At 69.0% G+C, this 18,347-nt stretch carries 20 protein-coding genes and 1 tRNA gene; 8 read left to right on the forward strand and 13 right to left on the reverse strand.

Annotated elements, in window-relative coordinates; all coding sequences use genetic code 11:
- The 3 genes from PUW82_RS07110 to PUW82_RS07120 are packed head-to-tail and all read right to left on the reverse strand — an operon-like array spanning position 1 to position 3,118.
- Positions 1-1,518 carry a tripartite tricarboxylate transporter permease gene (locus PUW82_RS07110; protein ID WP_274221578.1) on the reverse strand — a complete coding sequence of 506 codons (1,518 nt, stop codon included), beginning with the start codon at positions 1,516-1,518 and terminating at the stop codon, positions 1-3.
- A 2-nt stretch (positions 1,519-1,520) separates the two neighbouring features.
- On the reverse strand, positions 1,521-2,099 hold the full coding sequence (locus tag PUW82_RS07115; RefSeq protein ID WP_274221579.1) for a tripartite tricarboxylate transporter TctB family protein: 579 nt from the start codon (positions 2,097-2,099) through the stop codon (positions 1,521-1,523).
- Positions 2,096-3,118, reverse strand: coding sequence for a tripartite tricarboxylate transporter substrate binding protein (locus PUW82_RS07120; protein ID WP_274221580.1), 1,023 nt, complete (start codon positions 3,116-3,118; stop codon positions 2,096-2,098). Before PUW82_RS07120 ends, PUW82_RS07115 begins: the two co-directional genes overlap by 4 nt.
- A 154-nt stretch (positions 3,119-3,272) precedes the next feature.
- Here PUW82_RS07120 and PUW82_RS07125 point away from each other — a divergent pair, with 154 nt between their 5' ends.
- From PUW82_RS07125 to PUW82_RS07140, 4 genes are all read left to right on the forward strand, one after another.
- Positions 3,273-4,556: a sensor histidine kinase gene (locus PUW82_RS07125; protein WP_274221581.1), complete on the forward strand. Its 1,284-nt coding sequence runs from the start codon at positions 3,273-3,275 to the stop codon at positions 4,554-4,556.
- A complete protein-coding gene (locus tag PUW82_RS07130) occupies positions 4,553-5,311 on the forward strand; it encodes a response regulator (RefSeq protein ID WP_274221582.1) in 759 nt (252 codons plus the stop codon). The genes PUW82_RS07125 and PUW82_RS07130 overlap by 4 nt, the downstream gene beginning before the upstream one ends.
- 20 nt (positions 5,312-5,331) lie before the next feature.
- A complete protein-coding gene (locus tag PUW82_RS07135) occupies positions 5,332-6,186 on the forward strand; it encodes a PhzF family phenazine biosynthesis protein (RefSeq protein WP_274221583.1) in 855 nt (284 codons plus the stop codon).
- 67 nt (positions 6,187-6,253) lie between these two features.
- Positions 6,254-6,586, forward strand: coding sequence for a hypothetical protein (locus tag PUW82_RS07140; protein ID WP_274221584.1), 333 nt, complete (start codon positions 6,254-6,256; stop codon positions 6,584-6,586).
- A 31-nt stretch (positions 6,587-6,617) separates the two neighbouring features.
- Here PUW82_RS07140 and PUW82_RS07145 read toward each other — a convergent pair whose 3' ends face one another.
- The 6 genes from PUW82_RS07145 to PUW82_RS07170 all read right to left on the reverse strand — a co-directional run bounded on the left by PUW82_RS07145 (position 6,618) and on the right by PUW82_RS07170 (position 10,505).
- Entirely contained in the window at positions 6,618-6,938 is a 321-nt protein-coding gene (locus PUW82_RS07145; protein ID WP_274221585.1) for a hypothetical protein, read from the reverse strand.
- An 80-nt stretch (positions 6,939-7,018) separates the two neighbouring features.
- Positions 7,019-7,363: a histone-like nucleoid-structuring protein Lsr2 gene (locus PUW82_RS07150; RefSeq protein WP_274221586.1), complete on the reverse strand. Its 345-nt coding sequence runs from the start codon at positions 7,361-7,363 to the stop codon at positions 7,019-7,021.
- 80 nt (positions 7,364-7,443) lie between these two features.
- Positions 7,444-9,099, reverse strand: a complete 1,656-nt coding sequence (locus tag PUW82_RS07155; RefSeq protein WP_274221587.1) for a catalase — start codon at positions 9,097-9,099, stop codon at positions 7,444-7,446.
- A gap of 166 nt (positions 9,100-9,265) precedes the next feature.
- Positions 9,266-9,433 (reverse strand): hypothetical protein, encoded by a 168-nt coding sequence (locus PUW82_RS07160; protein ID WP_274221588.1) that lies wholly within the window; start codon positions 9,431-9,433, stop codon positions 9,266-9,268.
- A gap of 155 nt (positions 9,434-9,588) precedes the next feature.
- A tRNA-Lys gene (locus tag PUW82_RS07165) sits at positions 9,589-9,664 on the reverse strand.
- A 175-nt stretch (positions 9,665-9,839) separates the two neighbouring features.
- Positions 9,840-10,505, reverse strand: coding sequence for a fasciclin domain-containing protein (locus tag PUW82_RS07170; protein WP_274221589.1), 666 nt, complete (start codon positions 10,503-10,505; stop codon positions 9,840-9,842).
- A gap of 206 nt (positions 10,506-10,711) precedes the next feature.
- Here PUW82_RS07170 and sigK point away from each other — a divergent pair, with 206 nt between their 5' ends.
- From sigK to PUW82_RS07190, 4 genes are all read left to right on the forward strand, one after another.
- Positions 10,712-11,311, forward strand: coding sequence for an ECF RNA polymerase sigma factor SigK (gene sigK / locus PUW82_RS07175; protein WP_274221590.1), 600 nt, complete (start codon positions 10,712-10,714; stop codon positions 11,309-11,311).
- Positions 11,308-12,138 (forward strand): anti-sigma factor, encoded by an 831-nt coding sequence (locus tag PUW82_RS07180; protein ID WP_274221591.1) that lies wholly within the window; start codon positions 11,308-11,310, stop codon positions 12,136-12,138. The genes sigK and PUW82_RS07180 overlap by 4 nt, the downstream gene beginning before the upstream one ends.
- A 134-nt stretch (positions 12,139-12,272) precedes the next feature.
- On the forward strand, positions 12,273-12,911 hold the full coding sequence (locus PUW82_RS07185) for a DNA-directed RNA polymerase subunit beta (RefSeq protein ID WP_274221592.1): 639 nt from the start codon (positions 12,273-12,275) through the stop codon (positions 12,909-12,911).
- 225 nt (positions 12,912-13,136) lie between these two features.
- Entirely contained in the window at positions 13,137-14,021 is an 885-nt protein-coding gene (locus tag PUW82_RS07190; RefSeq protein ID WP_274221593.1) for an aminodeoxychorismate lyase, read from the forward strand.
- An 83-nt stretch (positions 14,022-14,104) separates the two neighbouring features.
- Here the strand turns inward: PUW82_RS07190 and pstB are convergent, their stop codons facing one another.
- The 4 genes from pstB to PUW82_RS07210 form a co-directional block, all read right to left on the reverse strand.
- Positions 14,105-14,884 (reverse strand): phosphate ABC transporter ATP-binding protein PstB, encoded by a 780-nt coding sequence (gene pstB, locus PUW82_RS07195; protein ID WP_274221594.1) that lies wholly within the window; start codon positions 14,882-14,884, stop codon positions 14,105-14,107.
- 35 nt (positions 14,885-14,919) lie between these two features.
- Complete coding sequence (gene pstA, locus PUW82_RS07200) at positions 14,920-16,026, reverse strand: phosphate ABC transporter permease PstA (protein WP_274221595.1); 1,107 nt, start codon at positions 16,024-16,026, stop codon at positions 14,920-14,922.
- Positions 16,026-16,994 (reverse strand): phosphate ABC transporter permease subunit PstC, encoded by a 969-nt coding sequence (gene pstC / locus PUW82_RS07205; protein WP_274221596.1) that lies wholly within the window; start codon positions 16,992-16,994, stop codon positions 16,026-16,028. The genes pstA and pstC overlap by 1 nt, the downstream gene beginning before the upstream one ends.
- A 79-nt stretch (positions 16,995-17,073) precedes the next feature.
- Positions 17,074-18,189 carry a phosphate ABC transporter substrate-binding protein PstS gene (locus PUW82_RS07210; protein WP_274221597.1) on the reverse strand — a complete coding sequence of 372 codons (1,116 nt, stop codon included), beginning with the start codon at positions 18,187-18,189 and terminating at the stop codon, positions 17,074-17,076.
- Positions 18,190-18,347 lie beyond the last annotated feature (158 nt).

An 18,347-nucleotide genomic window follows, 5' to 3' on the forward strand; every position in this document is an offset into this window, starting at 1 on the left:
TCAGCGGCTGACCGCCTGACGCTCGCGCGTGCGCGCCACCACGCGGTTGCGCACGGAGAACACGAGCACGATCGCGAGCAGCGCGTAGAGCACGATCGTGATCGGGCTCTGGACGAGCACCGAGAAGTCGCCGTTGGAGCTCATGGCCGCGTCGCGCAGGCTCGTCTCGGCGAGAGGCCCGAGCACCATGCCGATGATGAGCGGCGCCAGAGGGAAGTCCATCGCCCGCATGAGGAACCCGAGCAGCCCGATGCCCAACAGCATCAGCAGGTCGAACGTCGAGCCCGACGTGGCGTAGATACCCAGGGCGCAGAACACCGTGATGCCGGCGTAGAGGTACGGGCGCGGGATGAGGAGCAGCTTCGCCCACAGCATCGCGAAGGGCAGGTTCAGGATGAGCAGCACGACCATCGCGATGAAGAAGCTCGCCAGCAGCGACCAGACGAGGTCGGGCGCGCGGTCGAACAGCAGCGGTCCGGGCTGCAGGCCGTACTGCCGGAAGGCGGCGAGCATGATGGCCGCCGTCGCCGAGATCGGCAGACCCAGCGCGAGCAGGGCTCCCATCGCCATGCCCGTCGTGGAGTTTCCCGCCGCCTCGGGGGCGGCGAGACCGCGGATCGCACCGGTGCCGAAGCGGGGGTGCTTGCGCCGCGCGTCGAGGCGCTTCTCGAGTCCGTAGGCGAGGAAGGTCGGGATCTCCGAGCCACCCGCCGGCACGACGCCGAACGGGAGGCCGATGGCGGTGCCGCGGGCCCAGGCCGGAGCCGCCTCCTTCAGCTCCTGGCGCGAGAGCCAGGGGCGTCCGGTCGGCTTGATCAGCCCCTTGGTCGAGGTGTGGCGCTCGAGGCACGCGACGTAGATCACCTCGCCGAGGGCGAGGATCGCGACGGTGACGGTCACGAGCGAGATGCCGTCGAACAGGTTGGGGGAGTCCATCGTGAACCGCGGGGCGCCCGAGACGCCGTCGATGCCGATCACCGCGATGCCGAGGCCGATGAACAGCGCCGTCAGACCCTTGACCACGTTGTCGGTGACGACCGACGAGGTCGCGGCGAAGGCGAACACGGCCAGGGCGAAGAACTCGGCCGGACCGAACCGGCTCGAGAAGTCCGCGAGGGCCGGGGCGAGGAACACCACGACCACCGATGCGACGAACCCGCCGATGAAGGCGCCGATCGCCGCGGTCGCGAGCGCCTGGGCGGCCCGCCCGTTGAGCGCCATCTTGTGTCCCTCGAACGTCGAGGCGATCGCCGACGCTTGACCGGGGGTGTTCATGAGGATGCCCATGGTCGAGTCGCCGAACAGACCGCCGAAGTAGACCCCCGCGAACATGATGAACGCGGCGGTCGGATCGAGCGAGAAGGTGACAGGAAGCAGGAGCGCGACGGCCATCGACGAACCGAGGCCGGGGAGCACGCCGACGGCGGTTCCGAGGACGCACCCGATGAGCACCCACAGCAGGTTGGCGGGGGTGAGGGCGCCGGCGAAGCCTTCGCCGAGCAGCTGGAGGACGTCCATGGTCAGAAACCTCCGAGGATGCCGGACGGGAGCGGCATCCCGAGCAGCATGTCGAAACCAATGTAGGCCAGTGAGCTCACCGTCAGCCCGACGACGAGGCTCGCCACGGGCTTGCGCGAGCCGAACCCGCGGGCGACGCACCAGAACAGCAGGCCGGCGGCGATGATCCAGCCGAGGATGTCGAGCAGGAAGGCGAACGCGAAGAACGACACCACGACCCACGCCAGCGATCGCACGTCGACGCGCACCGGACGCGGGGCGGCGTCATCGGCCGTGGCGGTCGCGCGGACAGGTGCGGTGGCGCGCTCGCGCATCTCTTTCACGGCCGAAACGACGAGCGCCGCGGCGAAGACGTACAGCCCCGCCGCGATGATCGCCGGGAAGAACTGCGGGCCGGGGAAGACGGTGCCGGCAGGCACCTTCATCGTGAGGATGCCCACGACCAGGTAGGTGGCGAACGCGGCCACGACGGCGGGCATGGTGAGGCCCTTGAGCAGTGCCGCGGCGCCCGGGCCGGAGACGAGCCGCAGCCGGTCTCCGACGACGGCCGAGGTGGCGGTCGGGTTGGCGGGGAACGTCATAGTCCCATCTCCTCGTACAGGTTGCGGATGCGCTGTTCCTCGTCCTTCAGGAACGTGTCGAGCTCGTCGCCCGTGATGACGCGTTCGGTCCAGCGGTAGCGTTCGATCGCGTCCTGCCACTCCGGCGTGGCCACGGAATCCAGGACGAGTTGCGTGAGCCCGTCGACGTCGTCGTCGCTGAGCCCGGCGGGCGCGGCCAGCATGCGCCAGTTCGACAGCGAGATGTCGTAGCCCTGCTCGGCCGCCGTCGGGATGTCGATGCCGTCGATCGGCTCTTCGGCTACGAGGGCGAGCGCCCGCAGGCGCCCGGCTTCGATCTGATCGATGTTGTCGGGGTAGCCGCCGGTCGCCGCCTTCGCGGTGCCGTTCAGCAGCGCCTGGATGGCCTCGCCGCCGCCGTCGGACGAGATGTAGGTCGTGTCGACGGGGTCGATGCCGGCTGCCAGCGCGAGGTCGGTGACGACGAGCTGGTCGAACGAGCCGCCGCCGGTCCACGGGATCGACTTCGGGTCCTCGCGCCATGCCGCGACGAGGTCGTCGAGCGTCTCGTACGGTGAATCGGCCGGCACGACGATGACGTCGTACTCCTCGACGATCACGGCGAGGGGCGTGACGTCGTCGAGGGTGGCCGCCGAGTCGAACTGGATCGTCGCGGCGAGCAGACCCGTGCCGCCGACGAGCATGTTGCCGGGGTGCCCGTCGAGCGCCGAGACGTTGCCGAGGGCGATCGTGCCGCCGGCGCCCGGCATGTTCACGACCTGCACGTTGTTCACGAGCCCGTTGGCCTTCTGCGCCTGCTGCAGCTCGCGGGCCACGCCGTCCCAGCCGCCGCCCGCGGCCGCCGGGGCGATGATCGTCATCGAGGCGTTGATCTCCTCGCCGGTCGCGGCGGACGAGATCGAGCCGAAGCTCGCCACACCGATCGCGGCTGCCGCGATCGCCCCGCCGATGACCCGCGCTGCGGTTCTGCGTCCGGTCGAGCCGGGACGCGCGTCTGTATCCGTCGCGTTCTGCGTCATGATCACTCCATTCGCGCGGACGTCGTCGTCCGCGAGATCGAATTAGGATGGCACCTCATCGCACCGCCCCGACCGCCGAGGCGATTTGTTCTCATTGATGCGCACGAGGGATGCCGACGCGGCCGTTCTCCACGAGGAAGTGACCAGGATGCCGATGACGATGAGACCCTCCGCGGTGCGCCTCGTCATGCTCGTCGTGCCGTCGCTGGTCACGATCGGCGCGCTGTCGGCGACGGCGGGCGTGGCGTTGGCGCTGCAGGAACGGACGATCCGCACCGCGACGACCGATCGGGTGCTCGAGGTCGCGTCGAGCCTCGCCGAGTTGCCCGAGGTCCGCGAAGCGGTGGCGGCGGCCCGGCCGGCGGGAACGCCCGACGACCTCACGGATGCCGCGGGCCTGGCCCCCGTGACGGCCGTGCTGCAACCCATCGCCGAGCTCGTGGGCGAGGCGGCGGGCGTCTACTACGTCGTCATCACCGATGACGAGGGCGTGCGCATCACGCATCCGCTCGCGTCGGAGCGCGGCGTGCAGGTCGAGACCGCCAACGCGTCGGTGCTCGCCGGCGAGACGTTCGTGGGAACCGAGGTCGGGGCGTCGGGGCCGTCGCTGCGCGCGAAGGTGCCGGTGCGCGATGCCTCGGGCGAACCGATCGGCATGGTCGCCGTCGGCGTCCTCGAGTCGCAGATCGCGAGCGAGCTCGATGAGGCGCTCAGCGCGTTGCGCCCGTGGGCGATCGGCGCGCTCGTGATCGCGACCCTCGCCGGCTCCGTGGTCACCGCCGTCGTCGAGCGACGTTTCCGCCGGCTGGATGTCATCGCCGCCGAGCACGCGCAGATGCGGCGGACCACCGCGGCACTGCGCGAGCAGTCGCACGAGTTCCGCACGCGCCTGCACGTCATCCACGGTCTCGTCTCGCGCGGACAGGGCCCGGAGGCGCTCGGCTACATCGAAGACATCGTGCCGGTGCGCCGCGCGGAGGGCGAGTTCGAGACATCGGGCGATGGGCGCGCCGACGACCGCCCGATCGCCGCGGCGACGATGCGGGCGGTGCAGGCCGAGCTGCTCGACCTCGGCGCCCAGGCACGGTTCGACCTGGACCTCGCCTCCGACCTCGACGAGGGACTCGTCTCGGTCGTGACGAACCTGTGCCGCAATGCTGCGGAAGCCGGTGCCACGGTTGTCTCGTGCGCGCTGCGCACCGAGGGTGAGCGCGTGATCGGCTCGGTCGAGGATGACGGTCCGGGCGTCGACCCGAGCGTCGCGGGGCGCATCTTCACGCCGGGGTTCTCGTCCAAGCATGACGCCTCGGGGTTCGGACGCGGGCTCGGGCTCGACGTCGTCCGCCGGATCGTCACCGCGCGGGGTGGCTCGATCGAGGTCGGTGCATCGACGCTCGGTGGAGCCCGGTTCACGTTCGATCTGGCGGTGGCCCGGTGAGCAGCGGCATCCGTGTTCTGATCGCGGACGACGACCGGGGGGCGCGCGCCCTGCACGCCGGGTTCGTGGCGGACGTGCCCGGGTTCCGGGTGGTCGGTACAGCCGACACCGGTGAGGCGGCGCTCGAGCGCATCCGCGGCGGCGTCGATCTCGTCCTGCTCGACATGCGGCTGCCGGGGATCAGCGGCATCGAGGTGCTGCACCGCCTGCGCACGCTCGAGGCGGGCGGCCCCGACGTGCTCGTCATCAGCTCGTCGCAGGATCAGACCACCGTGCGCCAGGCGCTCGCCGGGCAGGTGGTCGGCTACCTCGTCAAACCGTTCACGTTCGCGGCGCTGCAGGAACGCCTCGAGCGCTACGCCGTCGACCGCGAGCGCCGGGTGTCCGACGAGCGCGACCGGCCGCTCGCCCAGAGCGAGATCGACCGGTTGCTGTCCACCGGCACGATTCGGACGGCATCGGCGACGTCGGTGCGCGACGGCCGCGGCGCGGCGCACCTGATTTCGGGCGGCGACGCGGCCGCGCTGCCGAAAGGGCTCGCCGCGCCCACGCTCGCGCAGGTGGTCGCCGCCCTCGATCCCGTCGTGCCCCTCACCGGCGCCGAGGTCGCCGCCGCGTGCGGCATCTCGCGCGCCACCGCGAACCGGTACCTCACGCACCTCGTCGACACCGGCGTGATCCACCTCTCGCACCGCTACGGCAAGCGGGGCCGACCCCAGGTGCTGTACCGGCTCGCGCCGTCGCCCGAGCGGTGAACCGGGCATAGCCTGAACGGATGAGTGCGCCCGAGGTTCTGCGGTACGCCGCGTTCACATCCCGTCCCGAGGGCGGCAACCCCGCGGGGATCGTCCTGGATGCCGCTGGGCTCGACGCCCGCGACATGCAGCGCATCGCCGCCGAGGTCGACGAGGCCGAGACGGCCTTCCTCACGGGAACAACCCCCGACGGCGCGCACACCGTGCGTTACTTCTCGCCCATCGCCGAGGTTCCGTTCTGCGGACACGCCACGGTCGCCACCGCCGTGGCGCTCGCCGAGCGGGGACGCGTCGCGGATGACGGCGCCGTCCGCTTCGACACCCCCGTCGGAGTCGTCGCCATCGCGGTCACGCACGACGACGGCGGCATCCGGGCGGCGTTCACGAGCATCCAGCCGTCGGTGCGCGAGCTCGACGATGCCGACCTCGACGCGATCCTCGACCTGCTCGGGCTGACGCGCGATGACCTCGACCCCACGCTGCCGCCGCGCCTCGCGAACACCGGGAACACGCACCCGGTCATCGTGCTGCGCGACCGTGAGACCTTCGACGGGTTCACGTTCGACCCTGATGCCGTACGCGCGCTGCTGGATGACCGCGGATGGCCCGCGACCATCACCGTCGCCCACCGGGCGGCATCCGATCGGTTCCACGCGCGCAACCTCTTCCCGGTCGGGCGCATCACCGAAGACCCCGCGACCGGTTCCGCCGCAGCGTCCTTCGGCGCCTACCTGCGGTCGCTCGGCGCGGTCGCGGTGCCATCGACGGTCGTCATCGAGCAGGGTGGGCACGTCGGCCGACCGGGGGAGTTGACCGTCGAGATCACCGAGAGCGGTGGGATCACCGTGTCGGGGCACGCCGTCCGCATGCCGTGACCGGGTGAGCCGGATGGTGGACCGGGCGACGGTGGATGCCGCAGCCCCGATGTGATTGCATCGAGCGATGGACCTGTCGTGGTTGTGGTTGCTGCCGGTCGCCGCCGGAGCGACGATGCAGGTCGTGTCGGTGTTCTGGTTCGAGCGGCTGCGCCCCGACGTCCCGTACCCGCTCTGGACATTCGCGACTCGCGAACCGGGCGGTGTGCGCGCGCTGCGGGTCGGCGGTGCCACGCTCATCGTCTTCGCGGCGGTGATGCTGGCGCTGTCGCGCGGAGCCCTCTGGTTCGTGACGCCGATCGTCGTGGCGGCGGCCTTCGTGCCGATGGTGGTCGCGATCTACGTCGTGAACGGCAGGTTCACGCGGCGCCAAGCTCCCGGCGCCGAAGCGACCGACTGACTGACCGCCGAGCTCCTACCGCGGGGCGGCCTCAGTCCGAGGTCGGGCGGTTCTGCGCCGGGGGAGGCGTCGCTGACCGCCGGCCGAGCAGGAACGCCAGCGCGAGCAGGCCGACGACGGCAACGGCGATCCCCGCCCACATGAGCGGCGAGACGACGGTGCCCGGCGTCGGAAAATAGGAGGCCGCGGCCAGCGGCTGGTAGGCGAACCACCCGAATGAGGCTTGTGGCTTCGTGATCAAGGCATCGAACAGGATCAGCAGGAGGCCGCTCGCGATCATCGCGCCGGCGATCCACCAGAGAGAGCGCGGAACGCGCGGCGACGGCGCAGGCGGTGATGTGGCGTCGGCCATGGAGTTCCTTCGTCATTCGCCGAAAACGCGGAATGGCCCAGGCCTGGAGGTGCCTGAGCCATTCCTGAGATCGGGTGTGCTTAGTTCGCGGCCCGATAAGCGTCGATCACGGATGCCGGAATGCGGCCGCGCTCGTTAACGGTGTGCCCATTCGCGCGCGCCCACTCACGGACGGCGCCGAGGTCGAGGTCGCTCTTGGTCGCGCGCGAGGAACGCGCACGCGTGGCGTTTCCGTTCGCGCGGATGGACCGGGCGACCTCCACGAAAGGCTCGAGCGCCTTGTAGAACTTCTCGGCGTTGTCGTCGGAGAGGTCGATCTCGTACGCCCGACCTTCGATCGAGAACGTGATCTGCTTTCCTTCGCCGTCCTCGAGCACGGTGCCGTCGAGGTCATCGATGAGCTGGGTGATTTGTTTGCGGGCCATGTACGCCATGGTAACGCTGACGCGTCCTTTCCCCTCATCGATTTCCCCGACCGCTATTTCATGTCGTGCCTGGCAAACGCTCAGACCATCTTCGCCCGCGCATTCGGAACGCAATGCGTCATCTGCAGACCGGCGACATCGCGGGGGCCGTTGTTCCCCAGATTGCCCAGTCGCTCGAGCTCGCCTTCGCTGAGCGTCTGCGACTGCAGCGGCGGCAGATCCTTGACCTCGTCCAGCCCGATACCGAGCCCCTCGCCGACGCGCCGACCGAGGTCGTCCTCCACCATGTAGAAGTGCCAGAGCATGCGTTCCTGCACCGGACGCGCGGCCTGCCCGATCAACTCGACGAAATTGGCCACGAGGTCATCGCGCTCCCAGTCCTCCATCAACAGGTAACGCTGGCCCGCCTGCGTGTAGTCGTTCGTGCGCGGAATGCGCTTGCGCGTCAGGCGTCCCGTGATCTCGGGGCCCTGCTCGTCGTGCGTGGGATATTGCGCTTCGCGCAGACCGCCCGTGATCGAGGGCTCGTAGTTGACGTGCGGGTTCTCACCGCCGTTGTCGACGTGATAGGCCATCTGGCCATCACGCAGGTTTGTGGCGACCGACGCATTCTTCGGCGAATTCACCGGCAGCTGCAGATAATTCGGGCCGACGCGGTAGCGCTGCGTGTCGGAGTACGAGAACGTGCGGCCGACGAGCATCTTGTCGTCCGAGAAGTCGAGTCCATCGACGAGCACGCCGGTGCCGAACGAGATCTGCTCGTTCTCGGCGAAGAAGTTCGAGACATTGCGGTTCAGCACCATCTTGCCCACGGTGCGCGGCGGGAACTCATTCTCGGGCCAGAGCTTCGTGTCATCGAGCGGATCGAAATCGAGTTCGGGGTGGTCGTGGTCATCCATCATCTGAACCTGCAGCTCCCACTCGGGGTACTCGCCGCGCTCGATCGCCTCGTACGCGTCCTTCGAGGCGTGGCCCAGGTCGCCGGCCTGGACGGCAGCGGCATCCGCTTCGGTCATCGAGCTGACGCCCACCGACGGGATCCAGTGGTACTTCACGAGCTTGGTCTCGCCCTGCTCGTTCACCCACTTGTAGGTGTTGACGCCGAACCCCTGCTGTGTGCGGTAGTTCGCCGGGATGCCGCGGGGGCTGAACAGGTTGACGAGCATGTGCATCGACTCCGGCGTCTGCGACATGAAGTCGAAGATGCGCGCCGGCTCCTGCCGGAAGGTGATGGGGTCGGGCTTGAGCGAGTGGATGACGTCGGGGAACTTGATCGCGTCGCGGATGAAGAAGACGCCGAGGTTGTTGCCGACGAGGTCCCAGTTGCCATCCTCGGTGTAGAACTTCACGGCGAAGCCCCGCGGATCACGAGCGGCCTCGGACGAATCGCGGCCGCCGATGACCGTCGAGAAGCGCACAGCGACATCCGTGCGCTTGCCGGCTTCCTGGAAGAGCTTCGCGCGCGTGAACTGTGCGATGGGCTCGTCGCCCCATGTGCCCGTCGTCTCGAAGTAGCCGAACGCGACGAAGCCGCGCGCATGCACGACGCGCTCGGGGATGCGCTCACGGTCGAAGTGGCTGATCTTCTCGAGGAAGTGGTAGTTCTCGAGCGTCGCCGGCCCCCGAGCCCCGACCGTCCGCTGGTTCTGGTTGTCGTAGACGGGGTGTCCCTGCCGGGTGGTCAGCTCCTGGCGGTCGTCGCCCTCAGCGGGCCCCTGGCTCGATACATCGGTCATCGCGTCCTCCGTATGGTTCGCATGTCGTCGGAACGGCCGACGCTACGGGGGAGTGCGACGGGTGCGGAAGGGGGTTGCGGGCTATCGGAGCTTGACAGTCCTGCCCTGGCGATCGGCGCGGGCCCCGAGGGCTGGGACTACCCTCGAGATCGCCATTCGGAGCGGTTCAGGCGTCCGGGTGCTGGCTGTGGTCCGCGAAGTCGGGTTCAGCGCGCAGAACGTCGGCTATCTGTTCCTCCGGCCGTGGCGCAACGGTCTCATCAGCCTCGAGCTCCGGAACGCTCGGCTCATCGGCAGCCGGGATGTGGTGGTCAGAAGTGTTGTCGTACGACACGGCGGATCCTTCGGTCGGTGCACTGCCAAGCGTACGTGGATGTCGAGGCAGGCATCGTGAGCAGGAGGATTGCTGCCGCTCGGTGGCCAAGGCGGTTGCGGTGGGCGCCGGCGTTCCGACTTCTTCGGAGGTCGAGAGTTCCGACGCTGTTCCAGTGGTGGGCCCCGTGGGGCTCGAACCCACGACCCGCGGATTAAAAGTCCGATGCTCTACCGACTGAGCTAGAGGCCCTGAGCTTCCCAGCTTAGTAGCCGTCGCGGTGCCTGCGAGCCGCACCGGCCGCCGCACCCGGAAGGCATCCGTCCGGGCACGACAAAGCCGCCGGTGTGCTCGCACCGGCGGCTTCGCCTCGGCCACGGAGATACCGAGGCCGTGCCGCGGGAACCCCTCACCGCGGCTGTTCGGGTCACATCGGGGGCATCAGCACCGAGTCGATGAGGTAAACCGTTGCGTTGGCGGTCTCGACGCCACCGCAGATGACAGCAGCGCTGTCGTTGATCATGATGTTGTCGCCCGAGCCGGTCACGGTGACCTCGCCGCCGTTGACGGTGGCGTGGGTGCCCTCGATCTCGTCGGGAGCGATCTGGCCGGGGACGACGTGGTAGGTGAGGATCGACGTCAGGGTCGCCGAGTCGGTCTTCAGCGACTCGATGGTGGCGGGGTCGATCTTCGCGAAGGCGTCGTCGACGGGAGCGAAGACGGTGAACTCGTCACCGTTCAGCGTGTCGACGAGGTTCACGTCGGGGTTCAGCTGGCCGCTGACGGCCGCCGTGAGCGTGGTGAGGATCGGGTTGTTCGACGCTGCGACGGCAACCGGGTCCTGCGACATGCCCTCAACCGAACCGGCACCCGAGGGAACGGCCTCGGCGTAGTCGGCACAGCCGGCGCCGACGAGGTTGGCGGCGGGGTCCATGCTGGCGTCGGGGGAGGCCGACTCCATGGGCGCCGACGAGGGCGAGGTGGTCTCTTCGGTCATCGTCTCGCCCGAGCTGGACGAGCAAGCCGACAGCGCGAGCGCTCCGGCGAAGCCGAGGGCCAGGGCAGCAGTGAACTTCTTCTTGGTGCTGAGCATGATTGCCTCCGTGTGTCTCCGCCGTGGGTCCGTCCCCGGCGTCGAGGGTTCTTCGGAGACCCCCGCGGAACGGATCGGAAAAAAGTTGAGAATCTTGGAAAACGAGCTTCCGGGCGCTCGACGACCCCGTGACGAAGCGGCGTAGCGGAGGTAGAGAAGCGATAACAGCTCGGCGCGGGGATCGGGAACGTGCTGCCTGATGCGGCATGCTTATACGGATGGTCATCGATGGAATGGACGTGCCCGAGGACGGGCCGTCGACGGATCACGTGGCGGAGCTGCTGCAGCGCTGCGCCGACGGTGACCACAGCGCATTCACCCGCCTCTACGACATGCTCTCCGCGCGCGTATTCGGCCTCATCCTGCGCGTGCTCGTCGACCGGGCGCAGAGCGAGGAAGTGCTGCAAGAGGTCTTCCTCGAAGTGTGGCAATCCGCTTCGTCGTTCGCTCCGAAAAGAGGGCAAGGAAGATCGTGGGTTCTCACGATCGCCCACCGCCGAGCGGTCGATCGAGTGAGGTCGTCGCAGGCGAGCAGCGATCGCGATGTACGTGCGGGCTACCGAGACATGGCGTCGCAGCCCGAAGGCGTCGCCGAACAAGTGGAGCTTCGCATCGAAGGACGGCGCGTTGCTCGGGCTCTCAGCTCTCTACCCGAGGCGCAGCGAGAGGCCATCACCCTCGCCTATTACGGGGGTTACAGTCAAAGCGAGATCGCAGCGCTGGTAGGAGCGCCACTCGGAACGATCAAGACGCGGATGCGAGACGGCCTGTCTCGGCTGCGCACCGCCATGGGGGTGACATCGTGAACGAACAGGAATTCGCCGAACTCTCGGCCGGGTATGCCCTCGGCGCGCTGTCGCCGGAAGACGAAACCGCCTACCGCGAAGCACTCCACGCACACCCCGAATACGCCTCTCTCGCCGATGACGATGCCCGCGCGGCATCCTTCCTCGCCGAGGGGGCGGAAGAGGTCGCCCCGCCGGCCGACATCCGTGCCAGCCTGCTGGCTCGCATCGGTGCACCCGGGACTGCTGCGCCCGCAGGGAACACCGCAGCCGACCCGGATGCCGCTGACCCCGGCGACGAGCTGAGCGACGACGACCCGCGAGCGGAAGCGACCGCTCACCCCGTCGGCTCGCCCGTGACCGAGCAGATCCAGACGGTGCAGCGCCGCAACTGGACGCGCAGCCTGTTCGCCCTCACCGCGTCGATCGCGCTGCTGGTCGGCATCGGCTGGGGCGTCGGCACGCTGACCGAGGACATGCGGGCGCCGAGCGCCGAGAGCGTGCTCGCTCAGATCGAGCGCTCCGGCGATGCCCATTCGAACACCGCGCAGCTCGCCGACGGCGGCGAGGCCACCGTGCACTGGTCGCCGAACGTCGAGGGTGTCGTGCTCGTCGCCGACGGCCTGCCCGAGATCGCTGACGACCAGTCGTACGAGGCCTGGTTCGTCCGCGGCTCCGCGCCTATCCCCGCGGGAGCGTTCGAGTCGAGCGACGGCTCGGCGGCGCTGCTGCTCGAGGGCGAGATGCAGCCCGACGACGTCATCGCCCTCACCATCGAGCAGAGCGGCGGATCGCCGAGCGGCCTGCCGACCACCGATCCGATCGTCGCCATCCCGACGAGCGCCTGACTGCCCACCCCGTTATCCGGCAGCAGAACGGCCGGCCCATCGAAGGGCCGGCCGTTCTGTCGTCCGTGTTCACCCCTCGCGAGCGGTCCTCCGTCAGGGGCCAGTCGGGGCAGCGCCTCGCTTAGCCTGGAATGATGACGGACGCATCCCGGGACTACCACAAGCCGGTTCGACGCCCCGCCGACGAGTTCGACCGGCACTTCGCCGGCGAGGATCCGGCCGAGGTCTCACGCGTCGCCCACGCGACCGCGGGCGCGCTGCTCTCGCGTGTGCGCGAAGACCCCAGCGAGGACGTCGTCGAGCGGCTCGTCGGCCTCACCGCGCAGCACGGGATCGACACCGTCGCTGAGCTGTGGTCACGGTCGCCGGCGAAGTCGCTGCCGGGGGCGCTGTGGCGGCTGTACCTGCTGCAGCTGATGATCCATCGCGATCCCCGCACCGCCGCGCTGCTCTACGAGCGCGGGCGCACGACACTTCGCTCGGCCGACGAGGTGATCGCGGGAGCCCCGACGCCCGCCGGACCGGAGGAGCTCGTCGCCCTCATCGACATCATCCTGCGCGGGGCGTTCCGCGGCGACTTCGCCGTCGCCCTCGAGCGAGCCGCCGCGTTCTGCCGGGTGCAGGCCGCCGGCGCGACCTCCGTCGCCGACGACCATGACGCCAGCGAGCCCGACCAGTCGACGGCGCTGACCGCGCGTGCCCTGCGGCTGAGCACCTACGCCGACGATCTGGGCTCGTGTGCGGGCCTCTGGCGGCGTGAAGCGCTGACCTGAGCCGGGGAGCGGGCGGCAACGCTGCTGCGCAGGTCGTCCGGAGAAAAGAAGTGCCGGACCGCAGAACGCCTCTCGGCGCGTGGCCGCTCGCGGCGGCTGAAGATGGAGCCCGGGGTTACTGCGGCCCGGCACCTACAGTCTAACCGAGCCTCACCCGAGGGCATTCCCGGGGTGTCGAATCGGATGCCGCGGGTGCGCGTCCAGCGCTGGCCGTAGGCTCGGCGCATGGCACTGCGATTCGCGCTGATGATCGATCCGCTCGCGGCGGACGAGACCACCCCCGACCTGTCGACGACCTTCACCACCGTCGACCCGGCGGCCCCCGCTCTGACGGTCGGTGAACTGAGCACGCAGCGCGGCGACGGCATCTTCGAGTCCATCGGCGTGGTGGGCGGCCACCCGCAGGATGTCGAAGCCCACCTCGAACGCCTCGTCCATTCGGCGCGCCTGTGCGACCTTCCCGAGCCCAACGTGGCGCAGTGGCGGGCGGCGGTCGCCGTGGCGGCATCCGAGTGCGGAGACGGTGAAGGCGTCGTCAAGCTGATCCTCAGCCGCGGGGTCGAGCACGGGCCGACGCCGACCGCATGGGCGACCGCTGCGACCGCCGGCGACTTCACCGACGCCCGCACGCAGGGCATCCGGGTGGTCACGCTCGACCGCGGATACGCCATCGACGCGCCGGCACGCGCGCCGTGGCTGCTGCTGGGCGCGAAGACCCTGTCGTACGCGGTCAACATGGCCGCGTTGCGCGAGGCGCACCGGCGCGACGCCGACGACGCGGTGTTCCTGAGCTCGGACGGATTCGTGCTCGAAGCGCCGACGGCATCCCTCATCCTGCAGCGCGGCGACACCTTCGTCACCCCCGCGCCCAACGGCGGCATCCTGCACGGAACGACGCAGCTCAGCCTCTTCGAGCACCTCGCGTCCCGCGGCTTCGAGACCGCGTACGAGACGATCCCGGTCGACGACCTGCGCCGAGCGGATGCTGCGTGGCTCGTGTCGAGCGTGCGCCTCGCGGCGCCGATCCGCCAGCTCGATGGCGTCGCGCTGAACGTCGACGCCGCGTTCACGGCATCCCTCAACGACTACCTGCTCTCGCCCCGCGACTGACCGGGGCGGGGCCGCGGCCCGGAAACGACGACGCGCCGGGCGAGGAGGACCTCGCACCGGCGCGTCGCGTGTTCAGGGGTGGATCACCCGAAGCGGCCCGAGACGTAGTCCTCGGTCGCCTGCACGGTCGGGGTGGTGAAGATCGACGTGGTGTCGTCGTACTCGATGAGCTTGCCGGGCTTGCCGGTGCCGGCGATGTTGAAGAACGCGGTCTTGTCCGAGACGCGCGACGCCTGCTGCATGTTGTGCGTGACGATGACGATCGTGTACTCGCTCTTGAGCTCTTCGATCAGTTCTTCGATCGCGAAGGTCGAGATCGGGTCGAGAGCCGAGCAGGGCTCGTCCATCAGCAGTACGTCGGGCGAGACGGCGATCGCGCGGGCGATGCACAGACGCTGCTGCTGACCACCCGACAGGCCCGAACCGGGCTTCTCGAGCCGGTCCTTGACCTCGTTCCACAGGTTCGCGCCGCGAAGCGACTTCTCGACGAGGGCGTCGGCGTCGGACTTCGAGATGCGCTTGTTGTTCAGCTTGACGCCGGCCAGCACGTTCTCGCGGATCGACATCGTGGGGAACGGGTTGGGGCGCTGGAAGACCATGCCGATCTGGCGGCGCACGAGCACCGGGTCGACGCCGGGGCCGTACAGGTCGTCGCCGTCGAGCAGCACGCTGCCCTCGACACGACCACCGGGGATGACCTCGTGCATGCGGTTCAGCGTGCGCAGGAAGGTGGACTTGCCACAGCCCGACGGTCCGATGAAGGCCGTGACGCTGCGGGGCTCGATGTGCAGCGAGACGCCTTCGACGGCCAGGAAGTCGCTGTAGTAGACGTTGAGGTCGTTGACCTCGATGCTCTTGGACACTGGTTGATTCCTCTAACTGGCTTCGGGTTGCCGGGTCAGCGACCGAACTTGGGGGCGAACCGCTTCGCGACGAATCGCGCGACGAGGTTCAGCACCATGACGATGATGATCAGGGTGAGGGCACCGGCCCAGGCACGCTGCATGGCGGCCTCGATGTTGGTGCCCGGGTTCTGGAACTGGTCGAAGACGAACACCGGCAGCGTCATCATCGGCTGCGAGGTGAGGTCCATGTTGAGCGAGTTCGTGAAGCCCGCGGTGAGCAGCAGGGGCGCCGTCTCGCCGATGACGCGCGAGATCGACAGCATGATGCCGGTGGTGATGCCGGCGATCGAGGTGGGCAGCACGACCTTGAGGATCGTGAGCCACTTCGGCACGCCGAGTGCGAACGACGCCTCGCGCAGCTCGTTGGGGACCAGACGCAGCATCTCTTCGCTCGAGCGGACGACCACGGGGATCATCAGCACCGACAGCGCGAGCGCACCCATGAGGCCCGTGTTGTTGCCGGGTCCGATCAGCAGGGCGACGAGCGCGACGATGAACAGACCGGCGACGATCGAGGGGATGCCGGTCATGACGTCCACGAAGAACGTGATGGCCTTCGCGAGGCGGCCGCGGCCGTACTCGACGAGGTAGATCGAGGTCATCAGTCCAATCGGCACCGAGATGACCGCGGCGATGGCCGTGATCAGGAGCGTGCCCCAGATCGCGTGCAGGGCGCCGCCGCCCTCGCCCACGACGCTGCGCATCGTCCAGCTGAAGAAGGTCGCGTCGAAGCGCGACAGTCCGTTGACGACGACGGTGTACAGCAGCGACACCAGGGGCAGCAGCACGATGAGGAACGCGATGCTCACAACGACGGTGGCGAGGCGGTTCACCGCGTGGCGGCGCGACTCGACGATGGCCGAGAGCGTCACCAGTCCGATGGCGAAGATCACGGCGGCGATGACGGTCGCGCCGGCGATGTTGAAGTCGCCGAGCTCGTTGCCGAGGTTCAGGACCGTGAAGATCAGGATGCTGATCAGCGCGCTGATGCCGAGGAGGGCCCAGGGCATCCACGTGGGCAGGCGCCCGGCGGTGAGAGACGAGGTGCCCGAGCCGGACGAGCCGGCGGGCCGAGGCGGGCGAACAGCGGTGGCGGTCATCAGTTCGCTCCAGAGAACTCGGCGCGGCGGTTGACGATCCACCGCGCGATGGCGTTGACGGCGAAGGTCACGATGAACAGGATCAGACCGGTCGCGATGAGGACGTTCGTGCCGGTCCCGTACGCCTCACCGAAGTTCAGGGCGATGTTCGCGGGGATCGGGGTGGGGTTGCTTGAGGTGAGCACCTGGAAGCTCACGACGCCCGTGGCCGACAGCACCATGGTCACGGCCATGGTCTCGCCGAGTGCGCGTCCGAGGGCGAGCATCGCCGCCGAGACCATGCCGCCGCGGCCGAACGGGAAGACGGCCATGCGGATCATCTCCCAGCGCGTGGCGCCGAGGGCGAGCGCGGCCTCTTCGTGCAGCTTGGGGGTCTGCAGGAAGACCTCGCGGCAGATGGCGGTCATGATCGGCAGGATCATGACCGCGAGCACGAGGGATGCCGTCAGGATCGTGCGGCCGGTCGGCGAGGGCTGACCCGAGAAGACGAAGATCCAGCCGCCGCGCTCGTTCAGCTCGACGTAGAAGGGCTGGAGGATGCGCGAGAACACCAGCGCGCCCCACAGGCCGTAGACGACCGAGGGGATGGCGGCGAGCAGGTCGACGACGTAGCCGATGACCGAGGCCAGCCGGCGCGGAGCGTAGTGCGAGATGAACAGGGCGACGCCGATACTGAGCGGCGCTGCGACCAGGAGGGCCATGAACGATGCCCAGATGGTGCCGAAGACGAACGGCCACACGTACTGCAGGAAGGGCGTTCCGTTGAGGAACTGCGTGCCGTCCGGGTCGGCGGTCAGGGCGGGGATGCTCTGCGCGATGAGGAAGAAGGTGACGGCGGCGAGGACCGCCAGGATGACGATACCGGCGCCGAGCGCCGTACCGGAGAAGGCGACGTCACCGGGACGTTTCTTCGCCTTCGTCGTGACCGGCGCCGAGGTTTCGGCAGCCGGGGGAGCTGAGGTGGTCATCTTCTCCTCTGTGATTCGTTATCTCCGCGCGAAGCCGGGTGGCGCCGAAACTGGCACCACCCGGCTCGCATGGGGTGTCTTACTGAGCGGCGCCGATCATGGCGATGGCGTCCGTGACCTGCGAGCGCAGGTCCTCCGACAGCGGAGCGGAGCCCGCGGCCTCGGCGGCAGCGTTCTGGCCCTCTTCGCTGGCGACGTACTCGAAGTAGCTGCGGACGATGTCGGCGGTCGCCGCGTCCTCGTACTGCTCGCACGCGATGAGGTAGCTCACGAGCGCGATCGGGTAGGAACCGGCGGGAGCGGCGGCCGGGTCGACCTCGAAGACGAGGTCGCCCTCGCCACGGCCCTCCGCGAGCGGCGACGCGGCGACGAGCTGCGCGGCGGCGTCGGCCGAGAACGGAACGAACTCCTCGCCGACGCCGACGGCGACGGTTCCGAAGTCACCGGCGCGGGAAGCGTCGATGTAGCCGATCGTGCCCTCACCGGCGCCGACAGCGGACTCGACGCCCGAGGTCTGCTGAGCCGACTCGGAGCGCGTCGTCGAGACGGGCCACTCGTCGCCGTCCTCGTAGGGCCACGCCTCGGGCGCGACCGAGGCGAGGTACTCGGTGAAGGTGCCGGTGGTGCCCGAGGCGTCGCCGCGGTAGACGGGCGTGATGTTCGTCGAGGGCAGCTCGGCGTCGGGGTTCAGCGCGGCGATGGCCGGGTCATTCCAGGTGGAGATCTTCTCGTCGAAGATCTGCGCGATCAGGTCGGGGGTGAGGTTCAGGGTCTCGACGCCCGGCAGGTTGAAGACGACGGCGACCGGCGAGATGTAGGCCGGGATCTCGACGATGTCGGGGGTGACGCAGCTGCCGAACTGGCCGGCGGCGAGCTCCTCCTCGTTGAACGCGCGGTCGGAGCCGATGAAGGCGCTCGAGCCGGCGATGAAGTTCTCGCGGCCGGTGCCCGATCCGGTCGGCTGGTAGTTGATGGTCACGCCGCCGTTAGCGTTCTGGAACTCGGCGGTCCAGGCCTGCTGTGCCGCACCCTGCGACGAGGCGCCGGTCGCGTTGACGGTGCCCGACAGGTTCGAGGCTGCGTCGCCCGAAGCGTCGCCACCCGGGGCGGGCTCGTTGGCGGGGGCGCACGCGGTCAGTGCGAGAGCGGCGACGGCGCCGAGGGCGCCGATCTGGGCGAAACGGGAAAGCTTCACGCTGTGATTCCTTCGGGATAAGGGATTGCCCCTGGTGCAGGGCACGTGGAGACCGTAGAGACCGTCCCTTACGAGAGTGCGCTGTCGGGGTGAACAGAAGGTGAACGGCATCCGTGAGGCAGGCGTGAGGGATGCCGCGTGGCGCGGAAGTCGTTCAC

The sequence above is a fragment of the Microbacterium thalli genome (assembly GCF_028737325.1).
GTDB classification, from domain to species: Bacteria; Actinomycetota; Actinomycetes; order Actinomycetales; family Microbacteriaceae; genus Microbacterium; species Microbacterium thalli.

Bases quoted from the DNA above. Each gene is read 5' to 3' on its own strand.
- PUW82_RS07145 (WP_274221585.1), bottom strand. From the start codon at position 6,938: ATGGCCGACGCCACATCACCGCCTGCGCCGTCGCCGCGCGTTCCGCGC.
- PUW82_RS07155 (WP_274221587.1), bottom strand. From the start codon at position 9,099: ATGACCGATGTATCGAGCCAGGGGCCCGCTGAGGGCGACGACCGCCAG.
- PUW82_RS07115 (WP_274221579.1), bottom strand. From the start codon at position 2,099: ATGACGTTCCCCGCCAACCCGACCGCCACCTCGGCCGTCGTCGGAGAC.
- PUW82_RS07190 (WP_274221593.1), top strand. From the start codon at position 13,137: ATGGCACTGCGATTCGCGCTGATGATCGATCCGCTCGCGGCGGACGAG.
- pstC (WP_274221596.1), bottom strand. From the start codon at position 16,994: ATGACCACCTCAGCTCCCCCGGCTGCCGAAACCTCGGCGCCGGTCACG.
- PUW82_RS07185 (WP_274221592.1), top strand. From the start codon at position 12,273: ATGACGGACGCATCCCGGGACTACCACAAGCCGGTTCGACGCCCCGCC.
- sigK (WP_274221590.1), top strand. From the start codon at position 10,712: ATGCTTATACGGATGGTCATCGATGGAATGGACGTGCCCGAGGACGGG.
- pstA (WP_274221595.1), bottom strand. From the start codon at position 16,026: ATGACCGCCACCGCTGTTCGCCCGCCTCGGCCCGCCGGCTCGTCCGGC.
- PUW82_RS07125 (WP_274221581.1), top strand. From the start codon at position 3,273: ATGACGATGAGACCCTCCGCGGTGCGCCTCGTCATGCTCGTCGTGCCG.
- PUW82_RS07135 (WP_274221583.1), top strand. From the start codon at position 5,332: ATGAGTGCGCCCGAGGTTCTGCGGTACGCCGCGTTCACATCCCGTCCC.
- PUW82_RS07140 (WP_274221584.1), top strand. From the start codon at position 6,254: ATGGACCTGTCGTGGTTGTGGTTGCTGCCGGTCGCCGCCGGAGCGACG.
- PUW82_RS07170 (WP_274221589.1), bottom strand. From the start codon at position 10,505: ATGCTCAGCACCAAGAAGAAGTTCACTGCTGCCCTGGCCCTCGGCTTC.
- PUW82_RS07150 (WP_274221586.1), bottom strand. From the start codon at position 7,363: ATGGCCCGCAAACAAATCACCCAGCTCATCGATGACCTCGACGGCACC.
- PUW82_RS07120 (WP_274221580.1), bottom strand. From the start codon at position 3,118: ATGACGCAGAACGCGACGGATACAGACGCGCGTCCCGGCTCGACCGGA.
- PUW82_RS07110 (WP_274221578.1), bottom strand. From the start codon at position 1,518: ATGGACGTCCTCCAGCTGCTCGGCGAAGGCTTCGCCGGCGCCCTCACC.